27 protein-coding genes are annotated in these 23,583 nt (G+C 60.9%); 17 read left to right on the top strand and 10 right to left on the bottom strand.

From position 1 onward, the window contains the following. Nucleotides 1-6: 6 nt before the first annotated feature. Genes mshL through AAHE99_RS04420 form a run of 3 tightly spaced genes read left to right on the top strand, consistent with a single transcriptional unit; the run spans nt 7 to nt 3,973 of the window. On the top strand, nt 7-1,794 hold the full coding sequence (gene mshL / locus AAHE99_RS04430; protein WP_342114798.1) for a pilus (MSHA type) biogenesis protein MshL: 1,788 nt from the start codon (nt 7-9) through the stop codon (nt 1,792-1,794). Next, complete coding sequence (locus AAHE99_RS04425; protein ID WP_342114794.1) at nt 1,794-2,702, top strand: ExeA family protein; 909 nt, start codon at nt 1,794-1,796, stop codon at nt 2,700-2,702. The genes mshL and AAHE99_RS04425 overlap by 1 nt, the downstream gene beginning before the upstream one ends. After that, nucleotides 2,699-3,973 (top strand): hypothetical protein, encoded by a 1,275-nt coding sequence (locus AAHE99_RS04420; protein WP_342114792.1) that lies wholly within the window; start codon nt 2,699-2,701, stop codon nt 3,971-3,973. Before AAHE99_RS04425 ends, AAHE99_RS04420 begins: the two co-directional genes overlap by 4 nt. On the opposite strand, the gene AAHE99_RS04415 is transcribed toward AAHE99_RS04420, so the two are convergent. The 3 genes from AAHE99_RS04415 to AAHE99_RS04405 form a co-directional block, all read right to left on the bottom strand. Further along, nucleotides 3,970-4,959 (bottom strand): HD-GYP domain-containing protein, encoded by a 990-nt coding sequence (locus AAHE99_RS04415; RefSeq protein ID WP_342114791.1) that lies wholly within the window; start codon nt 4,957-4,959, stop codon nt 3,970-3,972. The genes AAHE99_RS04420 and AAHE99_RS04415 overlap by 4 nt on opposite strands. A gap of 15 nt (nt 4,960-4,974) precedes the next feature. Further along, on the bottom strand, nt 4,975-6,129 hold the full coding sequence (locus AAHE99_RS04410) for a pyridoxal phosphate-dependent aminotransferase (protein WP_342114789.1): 1,155 nt from the start codon (nt 6,127-6,129) through the stop codon (nt 4,975-4,977). Between the two features lie 80 nt (nt 6,130-6,209). Beyond that, nucleotides 6,210-6,659, bottom strand: a complete 450-nt coding sequence (locus AAHE99_RS04405; protein ID WP_342114787.1) for a putative toxin-antitoxin system toxin component, PIN family — start codon at nt 6,657-6,659, stop codon at nt 6,210-6,212. A 31-nt stretch (nt 6,660-6,690) separates the two neighbouring features. Here AAHE99_RS04405 and yaaA point away from each other — a divergent pair, with 31 nt between their 5' ends. Next, a complete protein-coding gene (gene yaaA, locus AAHE99_RS04400) occupies nt 6,691-7,449 on the top strand; it encodes a peroxide stress protein YaaA (protein ID WP_342114785.1) in 759 nt (252 codons plus the stop codon). A gap of 51 nt (nt 7,450-7,500) precedes the next feature. Here the strand turns inward: yaaA and AAHE99_RS04395 are convergent, their stop codons facing one another. Beyond that, nucleotides 7,501-8,298 carry an outer membrane protein assembly factor BamD gene (locus AAHE99_RS04395; RefSeq protein ID WP_342114783.1) on the bottom strand — a complete coding sequence of 266 codons (798 nt, stop codon included), beginning with the start codon at nt 8,296-8,298 and terminating at the stop codon, nt 7,501-7,503. An 83-nt stretch (nt 8,299-8,381) separates the two neighbouring features. On the opposite strand from AAHE99_RS04395, the gene AAHE99_RS04390 reads away from it, so the two are divergent. Both AAHE99_RS04390 and pgeF read left to right on the top strand, forming a co-directional pair. Then, on the top strand, nt 8,382-9,479 hold the full coding sequence (locus tag AAHE99_RS04390) for an RluA family pseudouridine synthase (protein ID WP_342114782.1): 1,098 nt from the start codon (nt 8,382-8,384) through the stop codon (nt 9,477-9,479). Further along, nucleotides 9,479-10,306: a peptidoglycan editing factor PgeF gene (pgeF, locus tag AAHE99_RS04385; protein WP_342114779.1), complete on the top strand. Its 828-nt coding sequence runs from the start codon at nt 9,479-9,481 to the stop codon at nt 10,304-10,306. Before AAHE99_RS04390 ends, pgeF begins: the two co-directional genes overlap by 1 nt. On the opposite strand, the gene AAHE99_RS04380 is transcribed toward pgeF, so the two are convergent. Further along, nucleotides 10,296-10,547, bottom strand: a complete 252-nt coding sequence (locus AAHE99_RS04380; RefSeq protein WP_446728890.1) for a hypothetical protein — start codon at nt 10,545-10,547, stop codon at nt 10,296-10,298. The genes pgeF and AAHE99_RS04380 overlap by 11 nt on opposite strands. Between AAHE99_RS04380 and phaC the strand changes: the two genes are divergently transcribed. The 3 genes from phaC to rimO all read left to right on the top strand — a co-directional run bounded on the left by phaC (nt 10,540) and on the right by rimO (nt 14,446). Beyond that, nucleotides 10,540-12,258 carry a class I poly(R)-hydroxyalkanoic acid synthase gene (phaC, locus tag AAHE99_RS04375; protein WP_342114777.1) on the top strand — a complete coding sequence of 573 codons (1,719 nt, stop codon included), beginning with the start codon at nt 10,540-10,542 and terminating at the stop codon, nt 12,256-12,258. The genes AAHE99_RS04380 and phaC overlap by 8 nt on opposite strands. 155 nt (nt 12,259-12,413) lie before the next feature. After that, complete coding sequence (gene phaR, locus AAHE99_RS04370; protein WP_342114775.1) at nt 12,414-12,965, top strand: polyhydroxyalkanoate synthesis repressor PhaR; 552 nt, start codon at nt 12,414-12,416, stop codon at nt 12,963-12,965. An 86-nt stretch (nt 12,966-13,051) separates the two neighbouring features. Further along, nucleotides 13,052-14,446, top strand: a complete 1,395-nt coding sequence (rimO, locus tag AAHE99_RS04365) for a 30S ribosomal protein S12 methylthiotransferase RimO (protein WP_342114774.1) — start codon at nt 13,052-13,054, stop codon at nt 14,444-14,446. 140 nt (nt 14,447-14,586) lie between these two features. Here the strand turns inward: rimO and AAHE99_RS26760 are convergent, their stop codons facing one another. Next, entirely contained in the window at nt 14,587-14,949 is a 363-nt protein-coding gene (locus tag AAHE99_RS26760; RefSeq protein ID WP_446728889.1) for an STY0301 family protein, read from the bottom strand. Further along, complete coding sequence (locus AAHE99_RS04360; protein WP_342114771.1) at nt 14,936-15,187, bottom strand: BPSL0067 family protein; 252 nt, start codon at nt 15,185-15,187, stop codon at nt 14,936-14,938. Before AAHE99_RS04360 ends, AAHE99_RS26760 begins: the two co-directional genes overlap by 14 nt. Before the next feature lie 118 nt (nt 15,188-15,305). Here AAHE99_RS04360 and AAHE99_RS04355 point away from each other — a divergent pair, with 118 nt between their 5' ends. After that, nucleotides 15,306-16,487, top strand: coding sequence for a cystathionine beta-lyase (locus tag AAHE99_RS04355; RefSeq protein ID WP_342114769.1), 1,182 nt, complete (start codon nt 15,306-15,308; stop codon nt 16,485-16,487). Here the strand turns inward: AAHE99_RS04355 and AAHE99_RS04350 are convergent. Then, entirely contained in the window at nt 16,474-17,484 is a 1,011-nt protein-coding gene (locus AAHE99_RS04350; RefSeq protein WP_342114767.1) for an AraC family transcriptional regulator, read from the bottom strand. The genes AAHE99_RS04355 and AAHE99_RS04350 overlap by 14 nt on opposite strands. Nucleotides 17,485-17,609: 125 nt before the next feature. Here AAHE99_RS04350 and AAHE99_RS04345 point away from each other — a divergent pair, with 125 nt between their 5' ends. The 6 genes from AAHE99_RS04345 (at nt 17,610) to AAHE99_RS04320 (ending at nt 21,592) form a co-directional block, all read left to right on the top strand. Next, nucleotides 17,610-17,987 carry a response regulator gene (locus AAHE99_RS04345; protein ID WP_342114766.1) on the top strand — a complete coding sequence of 126 codons (378 nt, stop codon included), beginning with the start codon at nt 17,610-17,612 and terminating at the stop codon, nt 17,985-17,987. Continuing rightward, entirely contained in the window at nt 17,987-18,604 is a 618-nt protein-coding gene (locus AAHE99_RS04340; protein ID WP_342114764.1) for a chemotaxis protein CheC, read from the top strand. The genes AAHE99_RS04345 and AAHE99_RS04340 overlap by 1 nt, the downstream gene beginning before the upstream one ends. Then, nucleotides 18,604-19,548, top strand: coding sequence for a sensor domain-containing diguanylate cyclase (locus AAHE99_RS04335; protein WP_342114763.1), 945 nt, complete (start codon nt 18,604-18,606; stop codon nt 19,546-19,548). The genes AAHE99_RS04340 and AAHE99_RS04335 overlap by 1 nt, the downstream gene beginning before the upstream one ends. A gap of 75 nt (nt 19,549-19,623) precedes the next feature. Next, nucleotides 19,624-20,076 (top strand): DUF2846 domain-containing protein, encoded by a 453-nt coding sequence (locus tag AAHE99_RS04330; protein ID WP_342114762.1) that lies wholly within the window; start codon nt 19,624-19,626, stop codon nt 20,074-20,076. Between the two features lie 42 nt (nt 20,077-20,118). Continuing rightward, nucleotides 20,119-20,589: a VOC family protein gene (locus AAHE99_RS04325; protein ID WP_342114760.1), complete on the top strand. Its 471-nt coding sequence runs from the start codon at nt 20,119-20,121 to the stop codon at nt 20,587-20,589. A gap of 79 nt (nt 20,590-20,668) precedes the next feature. Then, the gene (locus AAHE99_RS04320; RefSeq protein WP_342114758.1) at nt 20,669-21,592 is read left to right on the top strand and encodes an MBL fold metallo-hydrolase; all 924 of its coding nucleotides are present in this window, start codon (nt 20,669-20,671) and stop codon (nt 21,590-21,592) included. Here the strand turns inward: AAHE99_RS04320 and AAHE99_RS04315 are convergent. Both AAHE99_RS04315 and AAHE99_RS04310 read right to left on the bottom strand, forming a co-directional pair. Further along, nucleotides 21,589-21,951 carry a DUF4870 family protein gene (locus AAHE99_RS04315; RefSeq protein WP_342114756.1) on the bottom strand — a complete coding sequence of 121 codons (363 nt, stop codon included), beginning with the start codon at nt 21,949-21,951 and terminating at the stop codon, nt 21,589-21,591. The genes AAHE99_RS04320 and AAHE99_RS04315 overlap by 4 nt on opposite strands. A gap of 9 nt (nt 21,952-21,960) precedes the next feature. Continuing rightward, complete coding sequence (locus tag AAHE99_RS04310; protein WP_342114754.1) at nt 21,961-22,308, bottom strand: GFA family protein; 348 nt, start codon at nt 22,306-22,308, stop codon at nt 21,961-21,963. Nucleotides 22,309-22,376: 68 nt separating this feature from the next. Here AAHE99_RS04310 and AAHE99_RS04305 point away from each other — a divergent pair, with 68 nt between their 5' ends. Next, a complete protein-coding gene (locus AAHE99_RS04305) occupies nt 22,377-23,570 on the top strand; it encodes a CaiB/BaiF CoA transferase family protein (protein WP_342114752.1) in 1,194 nt (397 codons plus the stop codon). Nucleotides 23,571-23,583 lie beyond the last annotated feature (13 nt).

The following is a 23,583-nucleotide window of genomic DNA, read 5'->3' as shown; positions in this document are numbered from 1 at the left end:
CAAACAATGCGAAACTTCCTTAAGCTGGCAAGCGTAATTTCTGTGGCCGCTGCACTGGCGGGCTGCAGCTCGGCGCCGCCACGCGACACCTACGACAAGATCAGCGAGCAGATGGCTGCCGCCACCAAGCCGATTGCGCAGGCGCAGCCGGATGCGGTGTCGAATGCGCTGCTGCCGCCGGTCAGCTCGCTGGCCAGTGCGCTGCCGAAGGCGCATGAGGTGCTGGAGGAACGCTTCAATGTCGCCTTCAATAATGTGCCGGCGCAGCAGTTCTTCAATTCGCTGGTGGCGGGTACGCGCTACAACATGCTGGTGCATCCGGAAGTAAGCGGCACGATTACCGCCAAGCTGCGCGATGTGACCCTGACCGAGGCGCTGGATGCGATCCGTGAGCTGTATGGCTACGACTACCGCATTGAAGGCACCCGTATCTATATCCGCCCGCTGACCATCCAGACCCGCATGTTCCAGGTGAATTACCTGACGGCCCAGCGCCTCGGTACCTCGAACCTGCGCGTGAGTTCGACCTCCGTGGCCGATGTGGCCAACAACAATAACAACAATAACGGCAACAACAATAACGGCAATAACAATAACGGCAACAACCAGAACAATAACGACAACAATCAGAATAACAACGGCAACGGTGGCCGTGTGCGCGATGCGAGCAACGTATCGACCCGCACCGAATCGGACTTCTGGAAGGAGCTGAAGGCGTCGCTGGAAGCGCTGGTGGGCAGCAAGGATGGGGGCCGCTCCGTGGTGATCAGCCCGCAGTCGGGCGTGATCGTGGTGCGCGCCATGCCGGACGAGTTGCGCGCTGTTGACCGCTACCTGCGTGCGACGCAACTGTCGGTCGAGCGCCAGGTGATCCTGGAAGCCAAGATACTGGAGGTGGAGCTGAACTCCGGTTTCCAGTCGGGCATCAACTGGGCGGCTTTCGGCACTGGCAACAACCATAAGATTTCGGGCGGAGTGGTCCAGCCAGGCACTGGCCTGGCCGCACTGCCGCGCAACGGCGGCCGCGATTCGGTGGTGGACCCGATCGGCAATACCATCAATGGCCTGGTGGCGACCAGCGGTTCCACCTTGCTGCATGCAGCGGAAGGTGCGGGCTCGCTGTTTGGCCTGGCTTTCCAGACCAGTAATTTCGCGGCCTTGATTTCCTTCCTGGAGTCGCAGGGTACGGTGCATGTGCTTTCCAGTCCGCGTATCACGGCGACCAATAACCAGAAGGCGGTGCTGAAGATCGGTACCGACGAATTCTTTGTCACCGGCGTGAGCACCACCACCACCACCAGCTCGTCCGGCAACGGCACGGTGTCGCCGAACGTGACCTTGCAGCCGTTCTTCTCCGGCGTGGTGCTGGATGTGACGCCGCAGATCGATGAACACGGCAATATCCTGATGCACGTTCACCCTTCAGTGAGCCAGGTCTCGACCGTCAATAAGGGCGTGAACCTGGGCAGCGCGGGCAACCTGAACCTGCCGCTGGCCTCGTCCACCACGTCCGAGTTCGACAGCATGGTGCGCGGCCAGAACGGCAAGGTGGTGGCAATCGGCGGCTTGATGCGCCAGGCTTCGACCAGCGACCGTTCCGGTGTGCCGGGTGTGGGCGGCCTGCCGGTGGTGGGCGGGCTGTTCTCCAACCGCCAGGAAGTCATGCAGAAACGCGAGCTGGTGGTGCTGATCAAGCCGACCATCGTGGAGAGCGATGCCAGCTGGAGCGAAGATTTGCTGAACGCGGAGCGCCGCATCAAGGGTCTCGACCCTGCGCGTAAAGGGGCACGCTGATGTACCGGCAGCATTTCGGCCTGCGCGAGCTGCCGTTCGGGATTACACCCGATACCACGTATTTCTTTACCAGCGCCCACTCGCAGGAGGCGCTGAATACGCTGCTGGTTGCGGCCCGCAGCGGCGAGGGTTTCATCAAGATCACCGGTGAGGTGGGCACCGGTAAAACGCTGTTGTGCCGTAAGTTCCTGGCTACCATTGGCGATGGTTTCGTTACCGCCTATATTCCCAATCCTTACCTTGAGCCGCGCACGCTGATGCTGGCACTGGCGGACGAGCTGGAAGTGCCGCTGGAGCGTGATGTCGACCAGCACCAGATGCTGAAGTCGATCACGCACAAGCTGCTGGATTATGCGCGCGATGGCAAACAGGTGATCCTGTGCCTGGACGAGGCTCAGGCTATCCCGATCGAGAGCCTGGAGGCGTTGCGCCTGCTGACCAACCTGGAGACGGAAAAGCGCAAGCTGCTGCAGATCGTGCTGTTCGGGCAGCCGGAGCTGAACAGGCACCTGGAGGTGGATTCGATCCGCCAGCTGGCGCAGCGCATCACCTTCCATTACCACATGGGCGCGCTGTCGCGCGATGACCTGGACTTTTACCTCGCGCACCGGCTGCGTGTGGCGGGTTACGCTGGGGCGCGGCTGTTCTCGCAGGGGGCGGTCAAGCGCTTGTATTCGGCGAGCAAAGGGATTCCACGCCTGGTCAATATCATCGCGCACAAGTCGCTGATGCTGGCTTATGGCGAGGGTCGCCAGCAGGTGGAGAACAAGCATGTCGCCATGGCGGCGAAGGACACCGTGGGACGCTCCGATGCGGGCGCATTGCCGGGTGTGCGCTGGCCTTGGCTGGCGGCGGCGGCCGGCGTGCTGATGGCGGCTGGCGGCGTGGCGTGGGCGGTGTTGAAATGAGTCTGATCAATAAGATGCTGCAGGACTTGGATGCGCGCGGCGGTGATGGTGCGCGTAGTTCTGCTTCGTCCGTGGTGCGGCCGGTGGGCGCGGCGTCGCGCGGCGGTTTGTCGCCGGCGGTTATTGGTGCGGGTGTTGTTGCGCTTGCGGTGCTTGGGGGTGGTGGGTTTGCGGCTTATAAGTATTTCCGTGGTGGTACGCAGCCTGCGCCTATGCCTGTGCCGGCCGCAGGCCCGCAGGCCGCGAAGCCGGCCATCCAGCAGGCGCGCGGCCCGGTCGCCGCTTCCGATGCTGACGACGGCGCGCCGGTGGTAGAGGGCGGCATCCCACCCGAACAGCAGCGCGCAGCCGGCGAAAAGCTGGCGCGCAAAATGGAAGAACGCAACGCCGCCGCCCGCCGCGCCGCCACCGAGCGCGCGGCATCCGCCCCGCCGGCCGACAAGCTTCAGGCCGCCGCCGGCAAGCGGGAGTCGGTGCACGCATTGGCCCCGGCCAGGGCGAAGGCGCCGACGCATATCGCGGACGTGGCGCAAGGTGCTGCGCAGCGCGGCCCTGCGACGGCGTCGGGGCAGGCCCCGATCGCTGCGCACGCTCGGGCCCAGGGAGATGCTGCGGCGACGGCGCCGGCGAAGGCTCGGGGGCAAGCCAAGGCATCCGCGCCCGGCGCGAAGGTGGCGGCGGGCGAGGGCGTCGAAGCGGGTCTGAGCTCGCAGCAAAAAGCCGAAAACGAATACCGCCGCGCCCTGGCAAGCCTGCAAGACGCCCGTATCATCGAGGCAATTGCAGGACTTGAGCAAGCGGTCTATCTCTACCCGCGTCACGAGGCAGCCCGCCAAACCCTGGTCAGCCTGCTGATCGAAGGCGGCCGCACTGCGGAGGCCATCCGCCACATGACATTCGCGACCAGCCTCGACCCGCGCCAGGCGAATATGGCCATGCTGCTGGCCCGCCTGCAGCTGGAGCATGGCGGCAACGCCCTGGATACCCTGCAACGCAGCCTGCCATACGCCGAATCAAACGCCGACTACCGCGCCTTGCTGGCCGGCGTGATGCAGCGCCACAACCGCCACAAGGAAGCCGCCGACCACTACCAGGCCGCCGTGCGCCTGCAACCCGGCAACGCCGTATGGTGGATGGGCATGGGAATCTCGCTGCAAGCCGACAAGCGCAACGCCGAAGCCAAAATCGCCTTCCAGCGCGCCCGCGACATCGGCCGCCTTACGCCCGAGCTGCAATCCTTCGTCGAGCGCCGCCTGCAGCAGTTGAATTAAAGGGCCGCCTGCGCGCCCCAGACCTGCTTCATACTGAAACGTAAATCAGCCTGGTCCTCGGTGAGGGCCGCGCTGATCGCGCATTCCGGCTGGTCGGTGCGGCGTTGCACCGCAGCCGCCAAGGCCTTGCCGGACGAATCACGCATGCAGCGCACCTCCAGCACCCCATCGCCCGTATCGCGCGTAGTCACCACACCCATTTCGCCATTCGCCAGCTGCACCAGCACCCCGGGCGGGAATTTTCCGACCTGGCGATGGAACTGGTCCTGCAGCTCCGGATCGGCCGGATGCGAAGGATCATGCAGCAGCTTCTCCAGCGCCTCGTCCGGCAGCATGGAGCAGCGATAATTGCGCGCCGAAACACGCGCGCAATAACGGTCCGCCAGCGACAGCAGCCGCGCATTGTGCGTGATCTGCTCGCGCGTCATGCCAAGCGGATAGCCGGAACCATCATCATTCTCATGGTGCATCAGTACGCAGGAGATCCACTCCTGGTCCTCCACGCCCGCATATTTCAGCATCTCCGCGCTGTCTTCCGGATGGCGGCGGACAATGGCCATTTCCTCATGGTTCAAGGATCCCGGTTTGCTCTGGAAATTGTCGTGATGGCGCAGCATGCCGACATTCATGGTGAGCGCTGCCGCCGTCAGCGACAGCACCTCATCGGACGCCTTGCCCAAGCCGCGCGCCACCAGCACCACCACAATCGCCGTCTCGATGCAATGGCGCACCGCATAGGTGCCGGCAATCTGGTTCAGGAACAGGCAGGCGAGGGCGATATCCGGATTCAGTTCAACCGCCCGCACCACCTCGCGCGCGATATTGCGCAAATCCGCATCGGCATTGCGCTCGTTGCGCAAATCGCCCAGCAGCTTCTCCAGGCGCTTATTGGCCTGGTTCAGTTCATGCAGTACGGACGGCGGCCGCTCCAGCCGCGCTCCGGTATCTGAGCCGAGGTCCTGCAGGCTGTTCAAGTACTGGTTCATGATCATCCCCGAAGATTACACACGCGCCAGTCGCTCCAACGCGAGCGCCAGCGTCTCGTCCTTCTTGGCAAAGCAGAAGCGCACAATGCCCGAATCCTGGCCATCGCGGTAGAAGGCCGAAACCGGGATTGCCGCCACCTTCACCTCCGTGGTCAGCCACTCCGCAAACTCCGCTTCGCTTTGCGACGAAATGCGGTCATAGCGCACGCACTGGAAATATGTGCCATCGCAAGGCAGCAACTCGAAGCGGCTGCCCTCCAGGCCGCGCCGGAACAAATCGCGCTTGCGCTGGTAAAAGGCGGGCAGCTCCACATACGGCGCCTGATCGGCCATATAGCTGGCGATACCGTGCTGCATAGGCGTATTCACGGAGAACACGTTGTACTGGTGGACCTTGCGGAATTCAGCCATCAGCATGGCCGGCGCCGCCACATAGCCGATCTTCCAGCCGGTCACGTGGTAAGTCTTGCCGAAGCTGGACACCACGAAGGAGCGCTCGGCCAGCTCGGGATAGCGGCACACCGATTCGTGGCGCTCCTCGTCGAAGACCATGTGCTCATAGACCTCGTCCGACAGGATCAGGATATCGGTGCCGCGCACGATATCGGCCAGCGCCGCCATGTCAGCCGCGCGCAGCACGCTGCCGGTCGGGTTGTGCGGGGTGTTGATGACGATCATGCGCGTACGCGGCGTTACCGCAGCGGCCAGGCGCGCCCAAGGCACGCTGTAGCCGCCGTGCGGCGCAACTTCCATCTGGACCAGCACCGGCACGCCGCCCGCCAGCTCAATGGCCGGCATATAGCTGTCGTAGGCCGGCTCGATGACGACCACCTCATCGCCAGGGTGCACGCTGCACAGGATAGCGGTGGTCAGCGCCTCGGTCGCGCCGGGCGTGATGGTGATTTCAGTATTGACGTCGTACTGGTGGCCGTAGATGCGGGCCACCTTGTCGGCGATGGCCTGGCGCAGCACCGGCGCGCCGGTACCCATCGGGTATTGGTTGAAGCCTTCGCGCATGGCCGTGGTGACCATGTCCACCAGCTTCGGATCGCAGGCGAAATCGGGAAAACCCTGGCCGAGATTGACCGCGCCATGCTGGCCTGCCAGCGCGGACATGCGCGAGAAAATAGTGGTGCCGACGTGAGGCAGGCGGGAATGCAATTGTTTCATCTTGCTTGGGAAATGGACATTTTTTCCATTCTAGCGCAGCAGATAAAAACAAGTGTTGCCCTAAGGGTAAAACTCAAATGTCAAGCATCTATCGTCCATTTTTCCGGCTGCATGACCTTGAACATGCCGGCTTTGGCCAGGCGCTTGGCCAGTTTGAGCAGGGCCTTGTCCTTGGTGATCAGGATATCGGCCTGGGCGTCGCGCGCCAGCTCCAGGAATTTCTGGTCGTCGCGGTCGGTGCAGACCGGGAGGCGGGTGCCGGATTCCGGCGGCTGCACCACCTTGATGTACTGGTCGAAGCGGGCGGCGCTCGCCGGACGGGTGTTCTCATCGAGTGGCAGGTGAGGGTAGTTCAGCACGAACAGGTATTCGGCGCGGCAGTCCGCACGGGTGATCGCTTCGACCGCGCCGCTTTCGATGGCGGCCAGCAGCGCTGCCCAGCGCGGATCCTGGAAAACAAACAGGTCGAGGCAGACATTGGTGTCGATGACGATGCGCTTCGGTGCAACTTGTGGTGGAACGGGTATCATGTCGGGGTTTTTCGTTTGAATTTGAAATCTTATGCTGATTGTGCTGTCGCCTGCAAAAAGTCTTGACCTGGAAACCCCGCCAACCACCAAACTCGCAACGCAACCGGCTTTTCTCGATCATTCGGAGCAGCTGATCGAGCGCCTGCGCGCGTTTTCGCCGAATGAGCTGGGCGAGCTGATGGAGCTGTCCGATGCGCTGTCCACGCTGAACGTGGCGCGCTACGCGTCCTGGACCAAGGACACCAGCGAGGCGCGCCAGGCGGTCATGACCTTCAACGGCGACGTCTACGACGGCCTCGATGCGCGCTCCATGACGGCCAGGCAGCTGGACTACACCCAGTCGCGCATCCGCATCCTGTCCGGCCTGTACGGCATGCTGAAGCCACTGGACCTGATCCACCCGCACCGCCTGGAAATGGGTACCCGCCTGCAGAACCCGCGCGGCAAGAACCTGTACGAGTTCTGGGGCGACATGATCACCGAGGAATTGAACAAGGAAGGCTCGCCGGTGCTGGTCAACCTGGCGTCGGACGAGTATTTCAAGTCCGTGAAGCCGAAGAAGCTGGCCATGCCGGTGATCACCCCAGTCTTCGAAGACTGGAAAGGTGGCAAATACAAGATCATTTCCTTCTTCGCCAAACGCGCCCGCGGCATGCTGGCGCGCTATGCAGCGGTGAACAACATCACCGACCCGCAAAAGCTGAAGAAGTTCAATGTGGATGGATACAAGTTCGAAGCGGACGCCTCGAACGACACGACCTGGGTGTTCCGCCGCAAGCTCGCCGCTTGAACTTAAGCGGTTGGTGTCAGACCCTGCGGGTCTGACACCGGTTTACCGGTTTCACCAGATCCGATACCAGGCAGTCTTCTTGGAACCGTCATCCTCCAGCATCTTGCTGTTAGGGAAGTTCTTCACAAACACGCGCTTGGTATCATCGCGCAGCGTGAAATTGCCCATCTTGTCATAGCCGCGATACATGATCGCCAGCGCTTCTTCAATAGATGGCGACTCGGCAAAGTCAGTCAGCACGCCCTGCGCACGATTGATCGCCGCCAGGTAAGCGCCACGGCGGAAGTAATAGCGCGCCACATAAATCTCATACTTGGCCATCGCATTGATCAGGTAAAGCATGCGATCCTGCGCATCAGGCGCGTACTTGCTGTCAGGGAACTTCTGCACCAGCGCCTTAAACGCCGCAAACGCCTCACGGGTCGCCTTCGGATCACGTTCCGCCGGGTCCTGCTCGTACAGGAAATTCAGCAGACCGATCGAATCGTTGAAATTGACCAGGCCGCGCAGGTAGTACATATAGTCCACGTTCGGATGGTTCGGGTGCAGCTTGATAAAGCGCTCCACGGCCGCCAGGGCCTGGGCCTGGTCCTGTGCCTTATAGTGGGAATACGCGATTTCCATCTGCGCCTGCTGCGCATAAGTGCCGAATGGATAGCTCGATTCGAGGCGTTCAAACAGCTGGACAGCACGTTCATAGTTGCCGCCGGCCTGTTCTTCCTTGGCCTCCGAGTATAATTTCGTTGCGGACCAGCCTCGGGACTCGTCCGCGCGTTCTGGTAACAGGCCACAAGCTGACAAACTAAACAGTACGACTGTTGCTGCAACTACTGATAATTTTTTTTGCATGTTGATGTGCAAGGAATCGTTAACCAAAATACTAAACTTGGCTGATTATAGCCGATGGGAATGCTGTGATATTGAAACCTGAGATGAATTCGGCAGAACAAGTGCCTGATAACGATTTTGACGCCGATTTTGAAGGTGAATTTGGGGATGATGCGCCTGCCGGCGATCCCCTGGCCCCGATTGAACTCGAACTGACCAAGGAAGTCTGCGGCGAGCGCCTGGACAAGGTCGTGGCACGCCTGGTGCCCCAGTTCTCGCGCGGCCGCCTGCAGTCCTGGATCGAAGAAGGCCATGTTACCGTCGATGGCAAGCCGGCCAAAGTCCGCGCCACCGTGTACGGCGACGAAAAAATCCTGGTGAACCCGCAACCGGCGCCGGAAGACGTTGCCTTCACGCCGGAAGACGTGCCGCTGGACATCGTATTTGAAGACGACCACCTGCTGGTGATCAACAAGCCGGCCGGCCTGGTCGTGCACCCGGGCGCCGGCAACTGGTCCGGCACCATGCTGAACGGCCTGCTGCACCGCTGGCCGCAGCTGGGCGGCGTGCCGCGCGCCGGCATCGTGCACCGCCTGGACAAGGACACCAGCGGCTTGATGGTGGTGGGCAAGGACCTGCCGACCCAGACCGACCTGGTGCGCCAGCTGCAAGCGCGTACCGTGAAACGCGAGTACTGGTGCGTGGTGTGGGGCACCCCGCGCCTGAGCGGCACCATCGACGCCTCCATGGGCCGCGACCAGAAGGACCGCGTGAAGATGGCGGTGTCGACCAGCATGGGCTCCAAGCCGGCGATCACCCATTACCAGCGCCTGGCTGAAGGCAAGCTGGACGGCCGCCCGGTATCGCTGGTGCAGTGCCGCCTGGAGACTGGCCGTACCCACCAGATCCGCGTCCACATGGCGCACCTGGGCTTCTCGCTGATCGGCGACCAGGTGTATGGCAAGCAGCATCTGACCAATGTCTTCCCGCGCCAGGCGCTGCAAGCGCGCCGCCTGGGCCTGATCCATCCGGTGACGGGCGAGCAGATGGAATGGCACGTGCCACTGGCGGAAGACTTCATCGAGCTGATGGAGCGCGCCGGCATCGAAGAGCCGGACGAAGCGGCGTTGGCCGCTGCCGCAGCTGGCCACGGCGACTACGAAGACTACGACATCTACGACGACGAATTCGACGACGAGTAATGCAGCAATCTTTCCAAGGGGCGCAATGGCTGGTGCCGGATTGGCCCGGCGCGCCGGACAATATCGGGTTCGTTTGCACAACGCGGCGCGGGGGCGTGAGTCCCGCGCCCTATGGTCCTGGGCCGCAGGAGATCGCCACGGCGGGCGGAGGCCTGAACCTGGGCGTCCACGTCGGCGATGATCCCGCCAATGTGGCCTTCAACCGCGCCATCGTGCGCGGACGGCTGCCATCCGAGCCGGCCTGGCTGTCGCAAGTGCACGGCGCGGCCGTCGCCCGCGCCGACCGTGTGGCGCGCGGCAGCGTGCCGGAAGCCGACGCCAGCATCGCCACCATGCCCGGCGCCATCTGCGCCATCCAGACCGCCGACTGCCTGCCAGTGCTGTTCACCGACCGCGCCGGTACCGTCGTCGGCGCCGCCCACGCCGGCTGGCGCGGCCTTGCCGGCGGCGTCCTCGAAGCGACAGTAGCGGCCATGCGCACCGAACTCGCCGCACCCGCCGACGAAATCATCGCCTGGCTCGGCCCCGCAATCGGCCCGCAGGAATTCGAAGTAGGGGAGGAGGTATTGCAAGCCTTCCTGGCCGGTGCAGCAGGCGACTCATACGAGCAAGCCGCAGTGCGCGCAGCCTTTGTTGCCCGCCCCGGCCAGCCCGGCAAATACCTGGCAGACATCTACACGCTAGCCCGCCTCGCACTCAAACGGGCAAATGTGACGGACGTCAGCGGCGGCGATCTTTGCACCGTCACCGACGCCAGCCGCTTCTATTCCTACCGCCGCGACAAGGTAACCGGACGGCAGGCCAGTTTGATCTGGATCAAACAGTAGGCGGATCATCACGACGGGCGGCTTCGGCTGCCCGTTTGCGTTTGCGGCGTTTGCCGCCTGTTAGATAAAATAGTATGCCTAATGGCAATACGCCATACAGCAGAAACGTCATAATGCCGGCAACTACGGTAGGCTCCGTAAACGCCATCAGCACTGTGACATAGAGCCAAGCAACAGCAACAATCAGCATATGTAGTCTTTTTAAAACTTCAGTATTTTTAACGGACTCGAAAATGAACATGCCCGACCCGCAAGCCTTCGCTAACGCATGGATGGCACAAGTCAGCGACCCGAACCAATGGCAATCCTGGTTCAAGATGATGCCCGAAATGGACGTCGTCCCTGGCGCCGCGCTGCTGCGCGATGCCGGCGCTGCCGTCCGCCCGGAAGCAATGGAGCAGCTGAGAAACGATTATATGGGCGAGTTCACCGCGCTGTGGCAGGAATTCCTGACCGGCAAAGCGCCGTCGTTAAAGGACCGCCGCTTCTCGTCCGAAGCCTGGCAAGGCAACCCGGTGTCCGCGTTCAACGCGGCATCATACCTGCTAAACGCCAAATTCCTCATGCAAATGGCGGAAGCCGTTGACGCAACCCCGCAGCAAAAGCAGAAAATCCGCTTCGCCGTGCAGCAGGTGGTGGACGCCATGTCGCCCGCCAACTTCCTCGCCACCAACCCGGAAGCGCACCAGAAACTGATCGAAACCAAGGGCGAAAGCCTGACCAAGGGCCTGGCCAACCTGCTGGGCGACATCCAGAAGGGCCACATTTCCCTGTCCGACGAAAAAGCCTTCGAAGTCGGCAAGAACCTGGCCACCACCGAAGGCGCCGTGGTGTACGAGAACGAGCTGTTCCAGCTGATCCAGTACGCCCCGCTGACCAAGACCGTGCACGAACGCCCGCTGCTGATGGTGCCGCCATGCATCAACAAGTACTACATCCTCGACCTGCAACCGGAAAACTCCCTGGTACGCTACGCGGTAGAGCAGGGCAACACCGTGTTCCTGGTGTCCTGGCGCAACCCCGACCAGTCGATGGCCAAGACCACCTGGGACGACTACATCGAAAAAGGCGCCATCAACGCCATCAACATCACCCGCGAAATCAGCAAGCAGGATAAGCTGAATGTACTGGGATTCTGTGTTGGCGGCACCTTGCTGTCTACCTCCCTGGCCGTCATGGCCGCCCGAGGCGAACACCCAGCCGCCGGCGTGACCTTGCTGACCACCTTCCTCGACTTCAGCGACACCGGCGTCCTCAACGTGTTCATCGACGAACCGCAAGTACAGATCCGCGAGCAGACGCTGAAAAACGGCGGCCTGATGCCCGGCCGCGACCTGGCCAGCACCTTCTCCAGCCTGCGCCCGAACGACCTGGTGTGGAACTACGTCCAGTCCAACTACCTGAAGGGCAACGAACCACCACCGTTCGACCTGCTGTACTGGAACTCCGATTCCACCAACCTGCCTGGCCCGATGTTCTGCTGGTACCTGCGCAACACCTACCTGGAAAACAGCCTGAAAGTTCCAGGCAAGCTCAAGGTGGCAGGCGAAAAAGTCGACTTGTCCAAAATCGACGCTCCCGCCTTCATCTACGCCTCGCGCGAAGACCACATCGTCCCGTGGAACGCAGCCTACGAGTCGACCAAGATCCTGAATCCCAAAAAACAGGGACGTAACAAGTTTATTCTTGGCGCCTCCGGCCACATTGCCGGCGTAATCAACCCGGCCTCCAAGAAGAAGCGCAGCTACTGGACCAATGACGCCCAGCCAGCGACGCCGGATGAATGGTTCGCCGGGGCGACCGAGCACCCTGGCAGCTGGTGGACCGACTGGTCAGCCTTCCTGGCCGAAAACGGCGGCGAGGACGTCAAGGCCCGCACCAAGCTCGGTAATGCCAAATACGAGCCGATCGAAGCCGCCCCAGGACGTTATGTAAAAGCCAAGGCTGATTAACTTAAGGTAATATTTGGTTGCGTTGCAATATTGGTCACGACAATCAGTTAACTTATAACATTGTCGTGCCAAAACAATTTTTTTCGCCCTATAATGGGGTCGCAAATATTATCAACGGCAGGTAAGCGCGCTGCGGCGCAATAAATGGACCAGTGATGAGTAGTGCAAAGAAAAGTACTGAACGCTTGATTAAGAAATACCCGAATCGCCGTCTTTACGATACGCAAACCAGTTCCTACATTACCCTGACGGACGTGAAACAACTCGTGCTGGATGCCGAGGAATTCACGGTCGTCGATGCCAAAACCAACGAAGACCTGACCCGCAGCATCCTGCTCCAGATCATTCTGGAAGAGGAGGCCAGCGGCGTGCCGATGTTCTCCACCGACGTGCTCGCGCAGATCATCCGTTTTTACGGCCACGCGATGCAAGGCATGATGGGTTCTTATCTGGAAAAGAATATCCAGGCATTTACCGATATCCAGCGTAAATTCACCCAGGGGGCCGCCAGTTTCGACGGCAAATCCTTTAGCCCGGAAATGTGGACCCAATTCATGAACGTGCAAGCGCCGATCATGCAGGGGATGATGAATAACTACGTTGAACAGTCGAAGAGCCTGTTCGTGCAGATGCAAGAGCAGATGCAAAACCAAAGCAAGAACATCTTCGGCACCTTCCCGTTTGCCCCGCCAGCTGACAAAAAGTAAACCGGTAAATCAGGGGCTGACCCAAGGGGCAGACCCGCCCGGTTTTGGTATAATGGCAGATTGCCCTGAATCATCAGCTATCTGCCATGCAATCCAAGCAAATCACCCGCACCATCGCCCCCACCGACGGCACCCCCGCACCTAAAGTTGGTTTTGTCTCCCTCGGCTGCCCGAAAGCACTGGTCGACTCCGAACAAATCCTGACCCAGCTGCGCGCCGAAGGCTACGAAACCGCCAAGTCCTACGACGGTGCCGACCTGGTGATCGTGAACACCTGCGGCTTCATCGACGCCGCCGTGCAGGAATCGCTGGACGCCATCGGCGAAGCGCTGGCTGAAAACGGCAAAGTCATCGTCACCGGCTGCCTCGGCGCCAAGAAAGACAAGGACGGCGACGACATCATCCAGAAAGTCCACCCGAAAGTCCTGGCCGTGACCGGCCCGCACGCCGTGGGCGAAGTGATGGCCCAGGTGCACACTCACCTGCCAAAGCCGCACGAACCATTCATCGACCTGCTGCCGCCACAAGGCATCAAGCTGACCCCGAAGCATTACGCCTACCTGAAGATTTCCGAAGGCTGCAACCACCGCTGCTCGTTCTGCATCATTCCATCGATGCGCGGCGACCTGGTGTCGCGCCCGATCGCAGAGCTGATGCTGGAAGCCGAAAACCTGTTCAAAGCCGGCGTCAAGGAACTGCTGGTGATCTCGCAGGACACCTCCGCCTACGGCGTCGACGTCAAGTTCCGCTCCGGCTTCTGGAACGGCCGCCCGGTCAAGACCCATATGACCCAGCTGACCCAAGCCCTGGGCGAGCTGGCCAAGCAGTACGGCGCCTGGGTGCGACTGCACTACGTCTACCCATACCCGCACGTCGACGAAATCATCCCGATGATGGGCGACGGCCATATCCTGCCTTACCTGGACATCCCGCTGCAGCACGCCCACCCGGACGTCCTGAAGCGCATGAAGCGCCCAGCTTCCGGCGAAAAGAACCTGGACCGCATCCTGAAATGGCGCGAGATGAACCCGGACCTGACCATCCGCTCCACCTTCATCGCCGGCTTCCCAGGCGAGACCGAAGCGGAATTCGAATACCTGCTGGACTTCCTGAAAGAAGCCCAGATCGACCGCCTGGGCTGCTTCGCCTACTCGCCGGTAGAAGGCGCCACTGCCAACGAACTGGCGAATCCGGTGCCGGAAGAAGTGCGCGAAGAACGCCGCGGCCGCGTCATGCTGCTGCAGGAAGAAATCTCCCGCAACCGCCTGAAGTCCAAAGTCGGCAAGACTGTCAAAGTGCTGATCGACGAACTGACCCCAAGCGGCGCAATCGGCCGCTCGTCCGCCGATGCCCCTGAGATCGACGGCGTCGTCCACGTCAAGCGCCCATTCGATCCGAAGAAGAAGCTGGCCGTCGGCCAGTTCTTCGACGTAGAAATCACCAGCGCCGACGCCCACGACCTGTGGGGCGAAGCCCAATAACCCGCGCCCCCCGCACATCGGGGTCAGACCCTTGGGTCTGACCCTGGTTTACCGGTTCAAAAGCCGCGTCTCCCCCGGTCGTTCAAACTCCTGCGCTTACGCCTCAGCCACAAACTACCAAACCGCAGGCTTATCCTCCGCTACTCGCAATCGATACTCTGAGGCCGATGCCTCCGGAACCTCACCTCACAACGCCTCGTAGAAGCCGGCATTTCAAGCAAAACGGTTTTGCTTGTGCCACGATAAGCACAAACGACCCAGATCCTTCTTCCGCTAAACGGCTCAAATTTCCATACAGCCCTTGCGGAACCATTTCCCGTGCTTTCATCCGGTACCAGGGATGCCTGCTCAGATGGATGACCATCAAATATCTCCACCCTGTGCAAGCGATGCGAATCAATCGTACTTGGACATTTGACCGGTTCCGCAAAAGCCGGAACTCCGCGCAAAGTCAGCGCTATTCCCAACGCCCAGTGGAGGAAGGGTGAACTATTCAATGACATAGAACGTCTCTGCATTGTTGCTGCGAGATTTCGAATTTGGATCAAAGCGAATAGTCCGTTCAGACACTTTGCGCTTTGCATTCCATTGGTCGAGTACCACAATGCCCTGAGCGTTATGGCTAATGTAAATTGCAGCGTATCGGCCGCGCGCATCCCGTGGGTAGCGGCCAGTTGCATCGAAAGTGGCAATTGCAGTGCCTCGCTTAATTTCGCCGGCTAAAGGTGATATCCGATTCATTGACCTTTAGTTCCTACGGCATGATTGCTCTCCGGATGGTATGAGAACTAAAGGTTAGGCGGCTCCTGCACGCCCCGTGTTGATCGCCATCAGACAGTAAAGGTTTAGAATAGGTGCCATGACCAAAAAGCGCCTTCAAACCCAAATCATCCACACGGACTACGTGCCGCCCGAAGGCTTTGCAGCCTTCCCCAGCGCCATCCACCACGCCTCCACAGTCCTGTTCAAGAACGTCGCCGCCATGCGCTCCGGCGACTGGAAAGAGAAGAACGCCTACACCTACGGCCTGCACGGCACGCCCACCACCTTCACCCTTGAAGCCCGCCTGGCCGAAATCGAAGGCGGCAACCACTGCCTGCTAGCCCCCAGCGGCCTCGCCGCCATCGCCATGTGCAACTTCGCACTGCTGAAGTCCGGCGACGACGTCCTCCTGCCCGACAACGTCTACAGCCCCAACCGCGACCTCGCACGCTGGCTGTCGACCGACTTCGGCATCACCGCACGCCTGTACGACCCAATGATCGGCGCCGACATCGTAGACCTGATCCAGCCCAACACAAAGCTGATCTGGACCGAAGCCCCAGGCTCCGTCTCGATGGAAGTCCCCGACCTGCCGGCAATCTGCGCCGCCGCAAAGCAGAAGGGGGTACTGGTTGCCCTCGACAACACTTGGTCCGCCGGCCTGGCCTTGCGCGGTTTCGACCTCGGCGTCGACATCGTGATGCAGGCCCTCACCAAATATCAATCCGGCGGATCCGACGTCCTGATGGGCTGCCTGACCACACGCGACAAACTCCTGCACGAACGCCTCAGCATGGCCCACATGCGCCTCGGAATGGGCGTCAGCGCCGACGACACCTACCTCGTACTGCGCAACCTGCCAACGCTGAAGATCCGCTTCGAAACCCACGACGCCTCCGCCCGCAAGGTCGCAACCTGGCTGAAAACGCGCCCCGAAATCAGCAAGGTCCTGCACCCCGCATTCAAAGACTGTCCAGGCCACGAGAACTGGAAGCGCGACTTCACCGGCGCCGGCGGCTTGTTCTCCGTGCTGTTCGACGAAAAGTACACTGAGGCCCAAACCGACAATTTCGTCGATTCGCTCGAACTGTTCGGCATCGGCTATAGCTGGGGCGGCGCGCACAGCCTGTGCATCCCATACCGCATCCAGGCCATGCGCAAGAACTGGAAAGAGAAGGGTACCCTTGTCCGCTTCAACATCGGCCTGGAAGACCCTGACGACCTGGTTGTCGATATTGAGCGCGCATTGGCCGCCATGAACGGAATCAGCGGTTCCTGACGCTTGCCTGGTCCGCTACCCAGTCGCGTGCAGTGCAACCGAAGTGCTGGCGGAACCAGCGCGAGAAAGCCGGCAGGCTGGAGAAGCCGAGGATGCCGGATATCTCGCTCATGCTGGCATCCGCAGTCTCCAGCTTGCGCACCGCGATTTCCTTTCTCACATCGTTGACGATGGCGGCAAAGCTTGCGTCATCCTGTTTAAGGCGCAGATAAAAAGTACGGACTGGAAGGCCAAGACGTTGCGCCACCGCTTCGGCGGTACAGTTGCCGCTGACGATAAGAATTTCCACCACCTGCCTGACCTCGAAGCGCAAGCTAGCCTGTGCCGGCAACTCGAGGGTGCTGAGGTAATCACGCACATTCCTCGCCAACTGTGGGTCGGCTGTGGATATTTCGCGATCCAGGTCGCTGCTGCGCAGGATCACGCAGTCAGCTCCACTATTGAATTCGACATCGGTACGGAACACGGCGCTATGCAGTGTTTGCACGCGCGGCGGCCCATGGCGAAAACATACTTGCAGCGGACGCCATGCTGGGCCCAGCAACACCGACAGGATCTTGTTGATCGTAGCGATCGTGAGTTCATGCGCCTGGCGTCCCGGTACATTCCGTTCAAGGTCGACATGGCAACCAAGGTAGGCCAGCCCGTCTTGCTCGACCAGATGGGCGTGGACAGCATTGGTGTGCATGGCCTGGTAGCGCAGTACGGCGGCAACGGCTTCCCGTACCGTAGGCTCCACATAAGTCAGCATGGCCAGCGGCCCCAGTACCGACAATTTACGGTGGCGCGAAACGCGCAGCGCGAAATCTTCGCATCCTGAAGCCAGCGCTGCATGGTGGAAGATCGCGGCTGCTGCATTTATCGAAATCCGGTTCTTCTCGTTGCGGATATCTTTGGGTTGGAGCCCAGCGGCGCGCAGCAAAGCTTCGGGATCCAGGCCGACTGCGAGAGCGGTTTCTTCAAACCCAAGGAATGTGGTGGCCCGAATATACTTCATTGGTAAAGCGGCTTGCAGTTAAAGTTAAATTTCTTGCAGTTAAAGTTAATTATAGGGTGGCGGGCTTTTCTATACTAGTTGCCATTGATTCTTCGCAATTTATGTTGCACTTTGGGAACTAGTAAATGAACGATTCTTCTACCCGCACCATCATGCTGATTGACGACAGTAAGGTCTCACGCATGTTTGCGCGCGATTTCATCCAGCAGCTGCATCCTGCCTGGCGGATTGTGGAGGCCGGCACCGGGGAGGAAGGCTTGCAGATGCTGGACAGCGTGGCGCCGGACCTGGTCATCCTCGACGTGAATATGCCAGGCATCGGCGGCCTGGCGACCGCTTCGCTGATGCGTGGACAGCAACCGTCCCTGCCCATCTGCATACTGACGGCGAATATCCAGAGCGCCACGCGTTTGCGTGCCGAAGGACTGGACGTGGATTTCGCCGAAAAACCTGTGACGCGTGAGCGCATCGCAGGCATCCTCGCGTTGCTGGAGCGCGGCTGATGTTCAGGCTCGACGACATGCAGCATGATGCGCTGGTGGAGATCTTCAACCAGGGCGTGGGCCTTGCTGCGGCGGCTGTCAGCGAAATCGTGAATGACGAAGTGGCGATGTCCTTCCCTTCGATCGTCTTTGAAACGCGGGCCGAGGCTGCGCTTTCCGTGGGCGGTGCGACGCAGCGCCGCATCTGCGCGATCACGCAGCGCTTCACCGGCAGTTTCGGCACCACTGCCATGTTGATGTTCCCTGAGGAGAAGAGCCTGGAACTGGTGCGCCTGATGGTAGGCGGCGAGTGCCCCGCTGTCGAACTGACGGAGTTGGAGCAGGAAGCGATGAGCGAGATCGGCAACATCGTGCTTAATTGTTGCGTTGGCCGACTGGCGAATGCCATCGGTCAGGAGCTGAGCGGCTCGCTCCCGCAATACTGTACCAACAGCGGGATGCATATCCTCGACCTGCTGGGCGGAGAGCCGGAAGACATGGTGCTGACGTTGAAGATCGACTTTAGCGTGGAGAGCCACCGCATCGACGGCTATCTGGCATTGCTGTTGGACGGCGACGCATTGAGCAGCCTGGCTGTCCTGTTGGACCGCTATCTTTCGCAACACGGTGAGTTCTGATGGCGCAGGATGTGGCGGCAGTGGAACTGGGCCTGTTGCGGGCGGCATTCCGCACGCTGGGGGCCGGTGTCATGGTGTTCGACCAGGATGAAAGGCTCGTGCTGTGGAACGCCTGGCTGGAGCGCGCCAGCGGTCTGGCGGCGGGCGCGGTTCTTGAGCGCGATTTTTCCGCGCTGTTTCCGGAACTGTGCGGCGGCCGGGTGCACCAGGCGCTGCGCACCGCGCTGAGGCAGGGGCTGTCGGCTTTGCTGTCGCAGACCTTGAACCGTTCGCCATTTGCTTTGCATGGCGCAGATGGCGAGCGCATGCCGCAGGCGGTGCAGGTGACGCCCTTGCTGCTGCAGGACGGGCAGCGCTTTTGCATGGTACATGTGGCTGACGTCAGCTCCCAGGTGGCGCGGGAGAATCAGTTGCGGCGCCAGGCCAAAGAGCTGGAGGCCCTGGTGCATGCCGACAGCCTGACCGGTGTGGCCAACCGGCGCCGTTTCGACATCCATCTGGAAGGCGAGTACCGCAGGGCGCAGCGCAATGGCACACCGCTGTCGCTGATCATGATCGACGTCGACTGCTTCAAGCAATACAACGACAATTACGGGCACCAGCAGGGCGATGCCTGCCTGATCGCGATTGCGCGCATTCTGGCGAGCGTGGTCGCGCGGCCGCAGGATCTGCTGGCGCGCTACGGCGGCGAGGAGTTTGCAGCCATCCTGCCCGATACCGATGCCGAAGGCGCAGCGATCGTCGCCCGCCACATGCACGATGCAGTGCGCCGGCTGGCCATCGCCCACGAATACTCCAGCGTTGCTCCGCGCGTGACCTTAAGCCAGGGCATTTGCACCGTAGGACCCGGCGTCTTTTCCGACCTCACAGCCTTCGTCGAAACCGCCGACCGCGCCCTATACCGCGCCAAAGCCGCAGGCCGCAACCGCAGCGAAAGCGCCTGACACGCCATCCTCGGCATTGCCCAACGCATCTCATGGCGTCATAATGCTTGGTAAATAAACAATGAGCGTTCGCTGATGAAAAAGTTCCTTATTCTCTTAACCTCAATTGTCTTGCTCACCGGGTGCGCGGCATCCGGTCCTCACTACTCTCACGAAGTCCCCGCCAAAGATGAGGCACTGATCTACGTCTATCGGGAATGGCGGCTTGCCAATGGCGGCGGTTCGCCGACCATTGCCCTCAATGGTCGGAAGATGGATGACCTGAAAAACGGCAGCTTCCTTCAGTTTCGTGTTGCTCCTGGTCGGCATAAAGTCGAGCAGTTAACTTCAATTTGGGACTGGATATTCGAAGCGGAACCAGTAGTCGTGAATGCCGATGCTGGTGAGGTCTACTACGTTCAATTGGAAACCGACGCCACGATGTCTTTTAATGGTGTCGAGATGAAGAAGCGTTCAACGCTTTCGTTCGAGGAAGTCCCGGCTTCTGTTGCATTGCCCAAACTGAAAAATCTTAAGGCTGTGCACTGATTGCGATTTTTCACCGGGCTCGGGTAACTCAAAGGAGGGAACGTGGCGGTTAAGCGCATGGATAATGTCGGCATCGTGGTGGAAGACCTCGATGCAGCGATTGAATTCTTCACCGAGCTTGGCTTGCACCTTGAGGGGCGCGCCCCGGTGGAAGGCGATTGGGCGGATGGCGTAACCGGGCTGCCTGGCATGCGCGTCGAGATTGCGATGATGCGGACGCCGGATGGACACAGCCGGCTTGAGTTATCCCGTTTCCTTGCCCCGAAGGTCGTGGCGGATCACCGCGTCGCCCCGGTAAATTCGCTTGGATACCTGCGGGTGATGTTCGCGGTGGACGATATCGACGAAACTGTCGATCGCCTGCAGCAACGAGGAGCGAAGCTGGTTGGCGAAGTGGTCGAGTACGAAAAGATCTATCGGCTCTGCTACATCCGCGGCCCGGAGGGAATCTTGATTGGCCTTGCGCAGCAACTCGGACAGGAGGGCGGTAGGCGGGACCCGATAGGGGCATAACATCGACGGCTCGCAACTTTGCGGGCCCCAAACCGACTGAGAGGATAAGGCCCGAATGATCTCAATTGCTACGCTGTCTATGCTTATGGGTTTGGCCGGCGCCCCGGTCGCGCAGGTGCCGTACACCTTCATCGAAGGCAAAGTGCCGCAGGATGTGCAGCCGGATGGGAATTCGATTGTGTTCGAGGGACCCAATGAGATGCTGGTCATCGACACCGGCCGCCATCCGGAGCATACGGACAAAATCATCGCGCTCGCCAAGGCGCGGAATAAGCCGATTACTTCTATCGTCAACACGCATTGGCACCTGGACCATGCGACGGGCAACGCGCGGATCCGGGCGGCTTATCCGGGCGCGAAGCTCTATACAAGTATGGCGGTGGAAGGGGCGCTGAAGGGCTTCCTGATCCGGAATGTCGATAAGGCCAAGGCGCGCCTGGAGGATCCATCCGTACCGGAGGCGCGCAAGGCGGATACGCGCTTGTACCTCGGGGCGATCAATGATCCGGGCAACCTGATCCCTGACCAGCCGGTGAAAGGGACGATGTCGGTGCGGCTCGGCGAGCGGGAGCTGAAGCTGCACCTGGCGAAGTTCGCCGCGACCGAGGGAGACGTCTGGGTGCATGATCCAGCCAGCAGGACGGTGTTTGTGGGCGACCTGGTGGTGGTGCCGCTGCCATTCTTCGATACTGGTTGCGCGGAAGGCTGGCGTAAGGCATTGGCGGAGATTGACCAGCTGGAGTTTGAAACGCTGGTGCCGGGACATGGCCTGCCGATGGACCATGCGACGTTCTCGAGTTATCGGCGCGCGTTTGATGCTTACACGGATTGCGCCGACAGCGAGCAGCCTACGTCAAACTGCGTAGCGACCTGGATGCAAAAGGCAGCGCCCTTCGTCGCCATGCATCCAGATCCCAAGTACACCGAAGCCGCCCTGGCCTACTACGTCGACCAGGTGCTGCGCGCGCCTGCCAAGCGCAGTGAATTCTGCGGTCGGCCTTAATCGCCGATGGGGGCGTTGTTGTTGAGGGCTGTGATGCCGCGGATTAAGCGGTAGATTTTCCAGAGCCAGGCGCCGACCCACACCAGCCACGCCAGCGGGATGCCGAACAGGGTGGCAAACAGCGCCCAGCCCACGCAAATCCACACCAGGTACCACCAGAACGACCGGATCATCCAGCCATGGTGGCTATCGATGAAAGTGCCTGCGCTGTCGCCGCGCTTGACGTAATTGAGGATCAGAGGGATCAGCGAGGCTGCGCCCAGGGTGAAGAAGATGCTCAGCCCGTGGCCGAGGTAAAGCCAGAACGCCCATTCCTTGGCGGAGCGGGTACGGTCGTCGAATACAAGTTCCTGTGCCATAACGGCTCCTTACAGTTCGCGCCCGTTGTAGTGCTGGACCGGGAACGACTCCAGCTCGATGTCCTCCAGCACGCGCACATTGACGGCCGCCATGGCGTTGCCTTTCGGGTCCTTGCCTTCACCGTAGGTGTGGATGCCGCACTTCGGGCAGAAGCGGTGGTTGATCACGTGTTTGTTGAAGGTATAGTTGGCCTGGTCGGCTTCGGGCGTCAGCAATTTCAGATTGTCGCGCGGGATGAACCACATGAGCGCACCCTTGCGCTGGCAGATCGAGCAGTTGCACGAGACCAGTCCTTCAATCGTGCCCTCGGCTTCAAATTTCACATTGCCGCAATGGCAGCTACCTTTGTACAGCATTTTTCGCCTCCGGTTAGAATGATTGGTTCGGCGTTAATGATAATGTAATTGCAAGAGGAGTGGTGAAAATGGCGGGTCCGTTGCAGGGTATCAAAGTCATTGAAATCGGGACGCTCATTGCGGCGCCCTTTGCGGCGCGCCTGATGGCGGAATTCGGGGCGGAGGTCATCAAGATCGAGGCGCCGGGCGAGGGTGATCCCATCCGCAAGTGGCGCAAGCTGCACAAGGGCACTTCGCTGTGGTGGTATCTGCAGTCGCGTAACAAGAAGTCCATTTCGATCAACTTGAAGGCGCCGGAAGGCATCGCGCTGGTCAAGCAGCTGTGCGAAGACGCCGATGTGCTGATCGAAAACATGAAGCCGGGCGCGCTGGAAAAGCTGGGCCTGGGCTGGGACGCGCTGCATGCGCTGAATCCCAAGCTGACCATGGTGCGGATCTCGGGCTACGGCCAGAGCGGTCCTTACAAGGACCGTCCGGGCTTCGGCGCCATTGGCGAGGCGATGGGCGGCATCCGCTACACCACCGGCGAGGCGGGCGGCGTGCCGGCGCGCGTGGGCGTGAGCCTGGGCGATTCGCTGGCGTCGCTGCATGCGGTGATGGGCGCGCTGATGTCGGTGCTGCGCGTGAAAATGGGGCAGGGCGACGGGCAGGTGGTGGACGTGTCGCTGGTCGAGAGCGTGTTCAACCTGATGGAGTCGCTGGTGCCCGAGTACGACCTGCTGGGCCATGTGCGCGAGCGCAGCGGCGGCGCCCTGCCGGGGATCGCCCCATCCAACACCTACCCGACGCGCGATGGCTCGTATGTGGTCATTGCCGGCAACAGCAACCCAATCTACAAGCGTTTGATGACCGCAATTGGCCGGGCCGATATGGCGGAAGACCCGCAATTCGCACAGAACGATGGCCGCGCGGCGCAGGAAAAGCTGATCGATGCGGCGATCGCCGGCTGGACCTCGGCGCACACCATCGATGAGGTGCTGGCGGTGCTGGAGCGAGCGGAGGTGCCGGCAGGCCGCATCTATTCGGTGAAGGATATCGTGGCCGACCCGCACTACCAGGCGCGCGGCATGCTGCTCGATACGGAGCTGCCGGATGGCGTGCACGTGAAGATGCCTGGCATCGTACCCAAGCTGTCGGAAACGCCGGGAGAAGTGCGCTGGCAGGGCCCAACCCTGGGCCAGCATACCGACGATGTACTGGCGGGACTGGGCCTGACCGAGGCGCAGGTGGCCGCGCTGCGCGAGCGCGGCGTCGTCGCTTGAAAAGTCGGGGTCA

The organism is Pseudoduganella sp. OTU4001 (assembly GCF_038440195.1).
GTDB lineage: Bacteria > Pseudomonadota > Gammaproteobacteria > Burkholderiales > Burkholderiaceae_D > Rugamonas.
The sequence above is the reverse complement of the archived record's forward strand: the minus strand, read 5'-3'. Positions and strand labels throughout refer to the sequence as shown.

Bases quoted from the DNA above. Each gene is read 5' to 3' on its own strand.
- mshL (WP_342114798.1), top strand. From the start codon at position 7: ATGCGAAACTTCCTTAAGCTGGCAAGCGTAATTTCTGTGGCCGCTGCA.
- AAHE99_RS04425 (WP_342114794.1), top strand. From the start codon at position 1,794: ATGTACCGGCAGCATTTCGGCCTGCGCGAGCTGCCGTTCGGGATTACA.
- AAHE99_RS04420 (WP_342114792.1), top strand. From the start codon at position 2,699: ATGAGTCTGATCAATAAGATGCTGCAGGACTTGGATGCGCGCGGCGGT.
- AAHE99_RS04415 (WP_342114791.1), bottom strand. From the start codon at position 4,959: ATGAACCAGTACTTGAACAGCCTGCAGGACCTCGGCTCAGATACCGGA.
- AAHE99_RS04410 (WP_342114789.1), bottom strand. From the start codon at position 6,129: ATGAAACAATTGCATTCCCGCCTGCCTCACGTCGGCACCACTATTTTC.
- AAHE99_RS04405 (WP_342114787.1), bottom strand. From the start codon at position 6,659: ATGATACCCGTTCCACCACAAGTTGCACCGAAGCGCATCGTCATCGAC.
- yaaA (WP_342114785.1), top strand. From the start codon at position 6,691: ATGCTGATTGTGCTGTCGCCTGCAAAAAGTCTTGACCTGGAAACCCCG.
- AAHE99_RS04395 (WP_342114783.1), bottom strand. From the start codon at position 8,298: ATGCAAAAAAAATTATCAGTAGTTGCAGCAACAGTCGTACTGTTTAGT.
- AAHE99_RS04390 (WP_342114782.1), top strand. From the start codon at position 8,382: ATGAATTCGGCAGAACAAGTGCCTGATAACGATTTTGACGCCGATTTT.
- pgeF (WP_342114779.1), top strand. From the start codon at position 9,479: ATGCAGCAATCTTTCCAAGGGGCGCAATGGCTGGTGCCGGATTGGCCC.
- phaC (WP_342114777.1), top strand. From the start codon at position 10,540: ATGAACATGCCCGACCCGCAAGCCTTCGCTAACGCATGGATGGCACAA.
- AAHE99_RS04380 (WP_446728890.1), bottom strand. From the start codon at position 10,547: ATGTTCATTTTCGAGTCCGTTAAAAATACTGAAGTTTTAAAAAGACTA.
- phaR (WP_342114775.1), top strand. From the start codon at position 12,414: ATGAGTAGTGCAAAGAAAAGTACTGAACGCTTGATTAAGAAATACCCG.
- rimO (WP_342114774.1), top strand. From the start codon at position 13,052: ATGCAATCCAAGCAAATCACCCGCACCATCGCCCCCACCGACGGCACC.
- AAHE99_RS26760 (WP_446728889.1), bottom strand. From the start codon at position 14,949: ATGTCATTGAATAGTTCACCCTTCCTCCACTGGGCGTTGGGAATAGCG.
- AAHE99_RS04360 (WP_342114771.1), bottom strand. From the start codon at position 15,187: ATGAATCGGATATCACCTTTAGCCGGCGAAATTAAGCGAGGCACTGCA.
- AAHE99_RS04355 (WP_342114769.1), top strand. From the start codon at position 15,306: ATGACCAAAAAGCGCCTTCAAACCCAAATCATCCACACGGACTACGTG.
- AAHE99_RS04350 (WP_342114767.1), bottom strand. From the start codon at position 17,484: ATGAAGTATATTCGGGCCACCACATTCCTTGGGTTTGAAGAAACCGCT.
- AAHE99_RS04345 (WP_342114766.1), top strand. From the start codon at position 17,610: ATGAACGATTCTTCTACCCGCACCATCATGCTGATTGACGACAGTAAG.
- AAHE99_RS04340 (WP_342114764.1), top strand. From the start codon at position 17,987: ATGTTCAGGCTCGACGACATGCAGCATGATGCGCTGGTGGAGATCTTC.
- AAHE99_RS04335 (WP_342114763.1), top strand. From the start codon at position 18,604: ATGGCGCAGGATGTGGCGGCAGTGGAACTGGGCCTGTTGCGGGCGGCA.
- AAHE99_RS04330 (WP_342114762.1), top strand. From the start codon at position 19,624: ATGAAAAAGTTCCTTATTCTCTTAACCTCAATTGTCTTGCTCACCGGG.
- AAHE99_RS04320 (WP_342114758.1), top strand. From the start codon at position 20,669: ATGCTTATGGGTTTGGCCGGCGCCCCGGTCGCGCAGGTGCCGTACACC.
- AAHE99_RS04315 (WP_342114756.1), bottom strand. From the start codon at position 21,951: ATGGCACAGGAACTTGTATTCGACGACCGTACCCGCTCCGCCAAGGAA.
- AAHE99_RS04310 (WP_342114754.1), bottom strand. From the start codon at position 22,308: ATGCTGTACAAAGGTAGCTGCCATTGCGGCAATGTGAAATTTGAAGCC.
- AAHE99_RS04305 (WP_342114752.1), top strand. From the start codon at position 22,377: ATGGCGGGTCCGTTGCAGGGTATCAAAGTCATTGAAATCGGGACGCTC.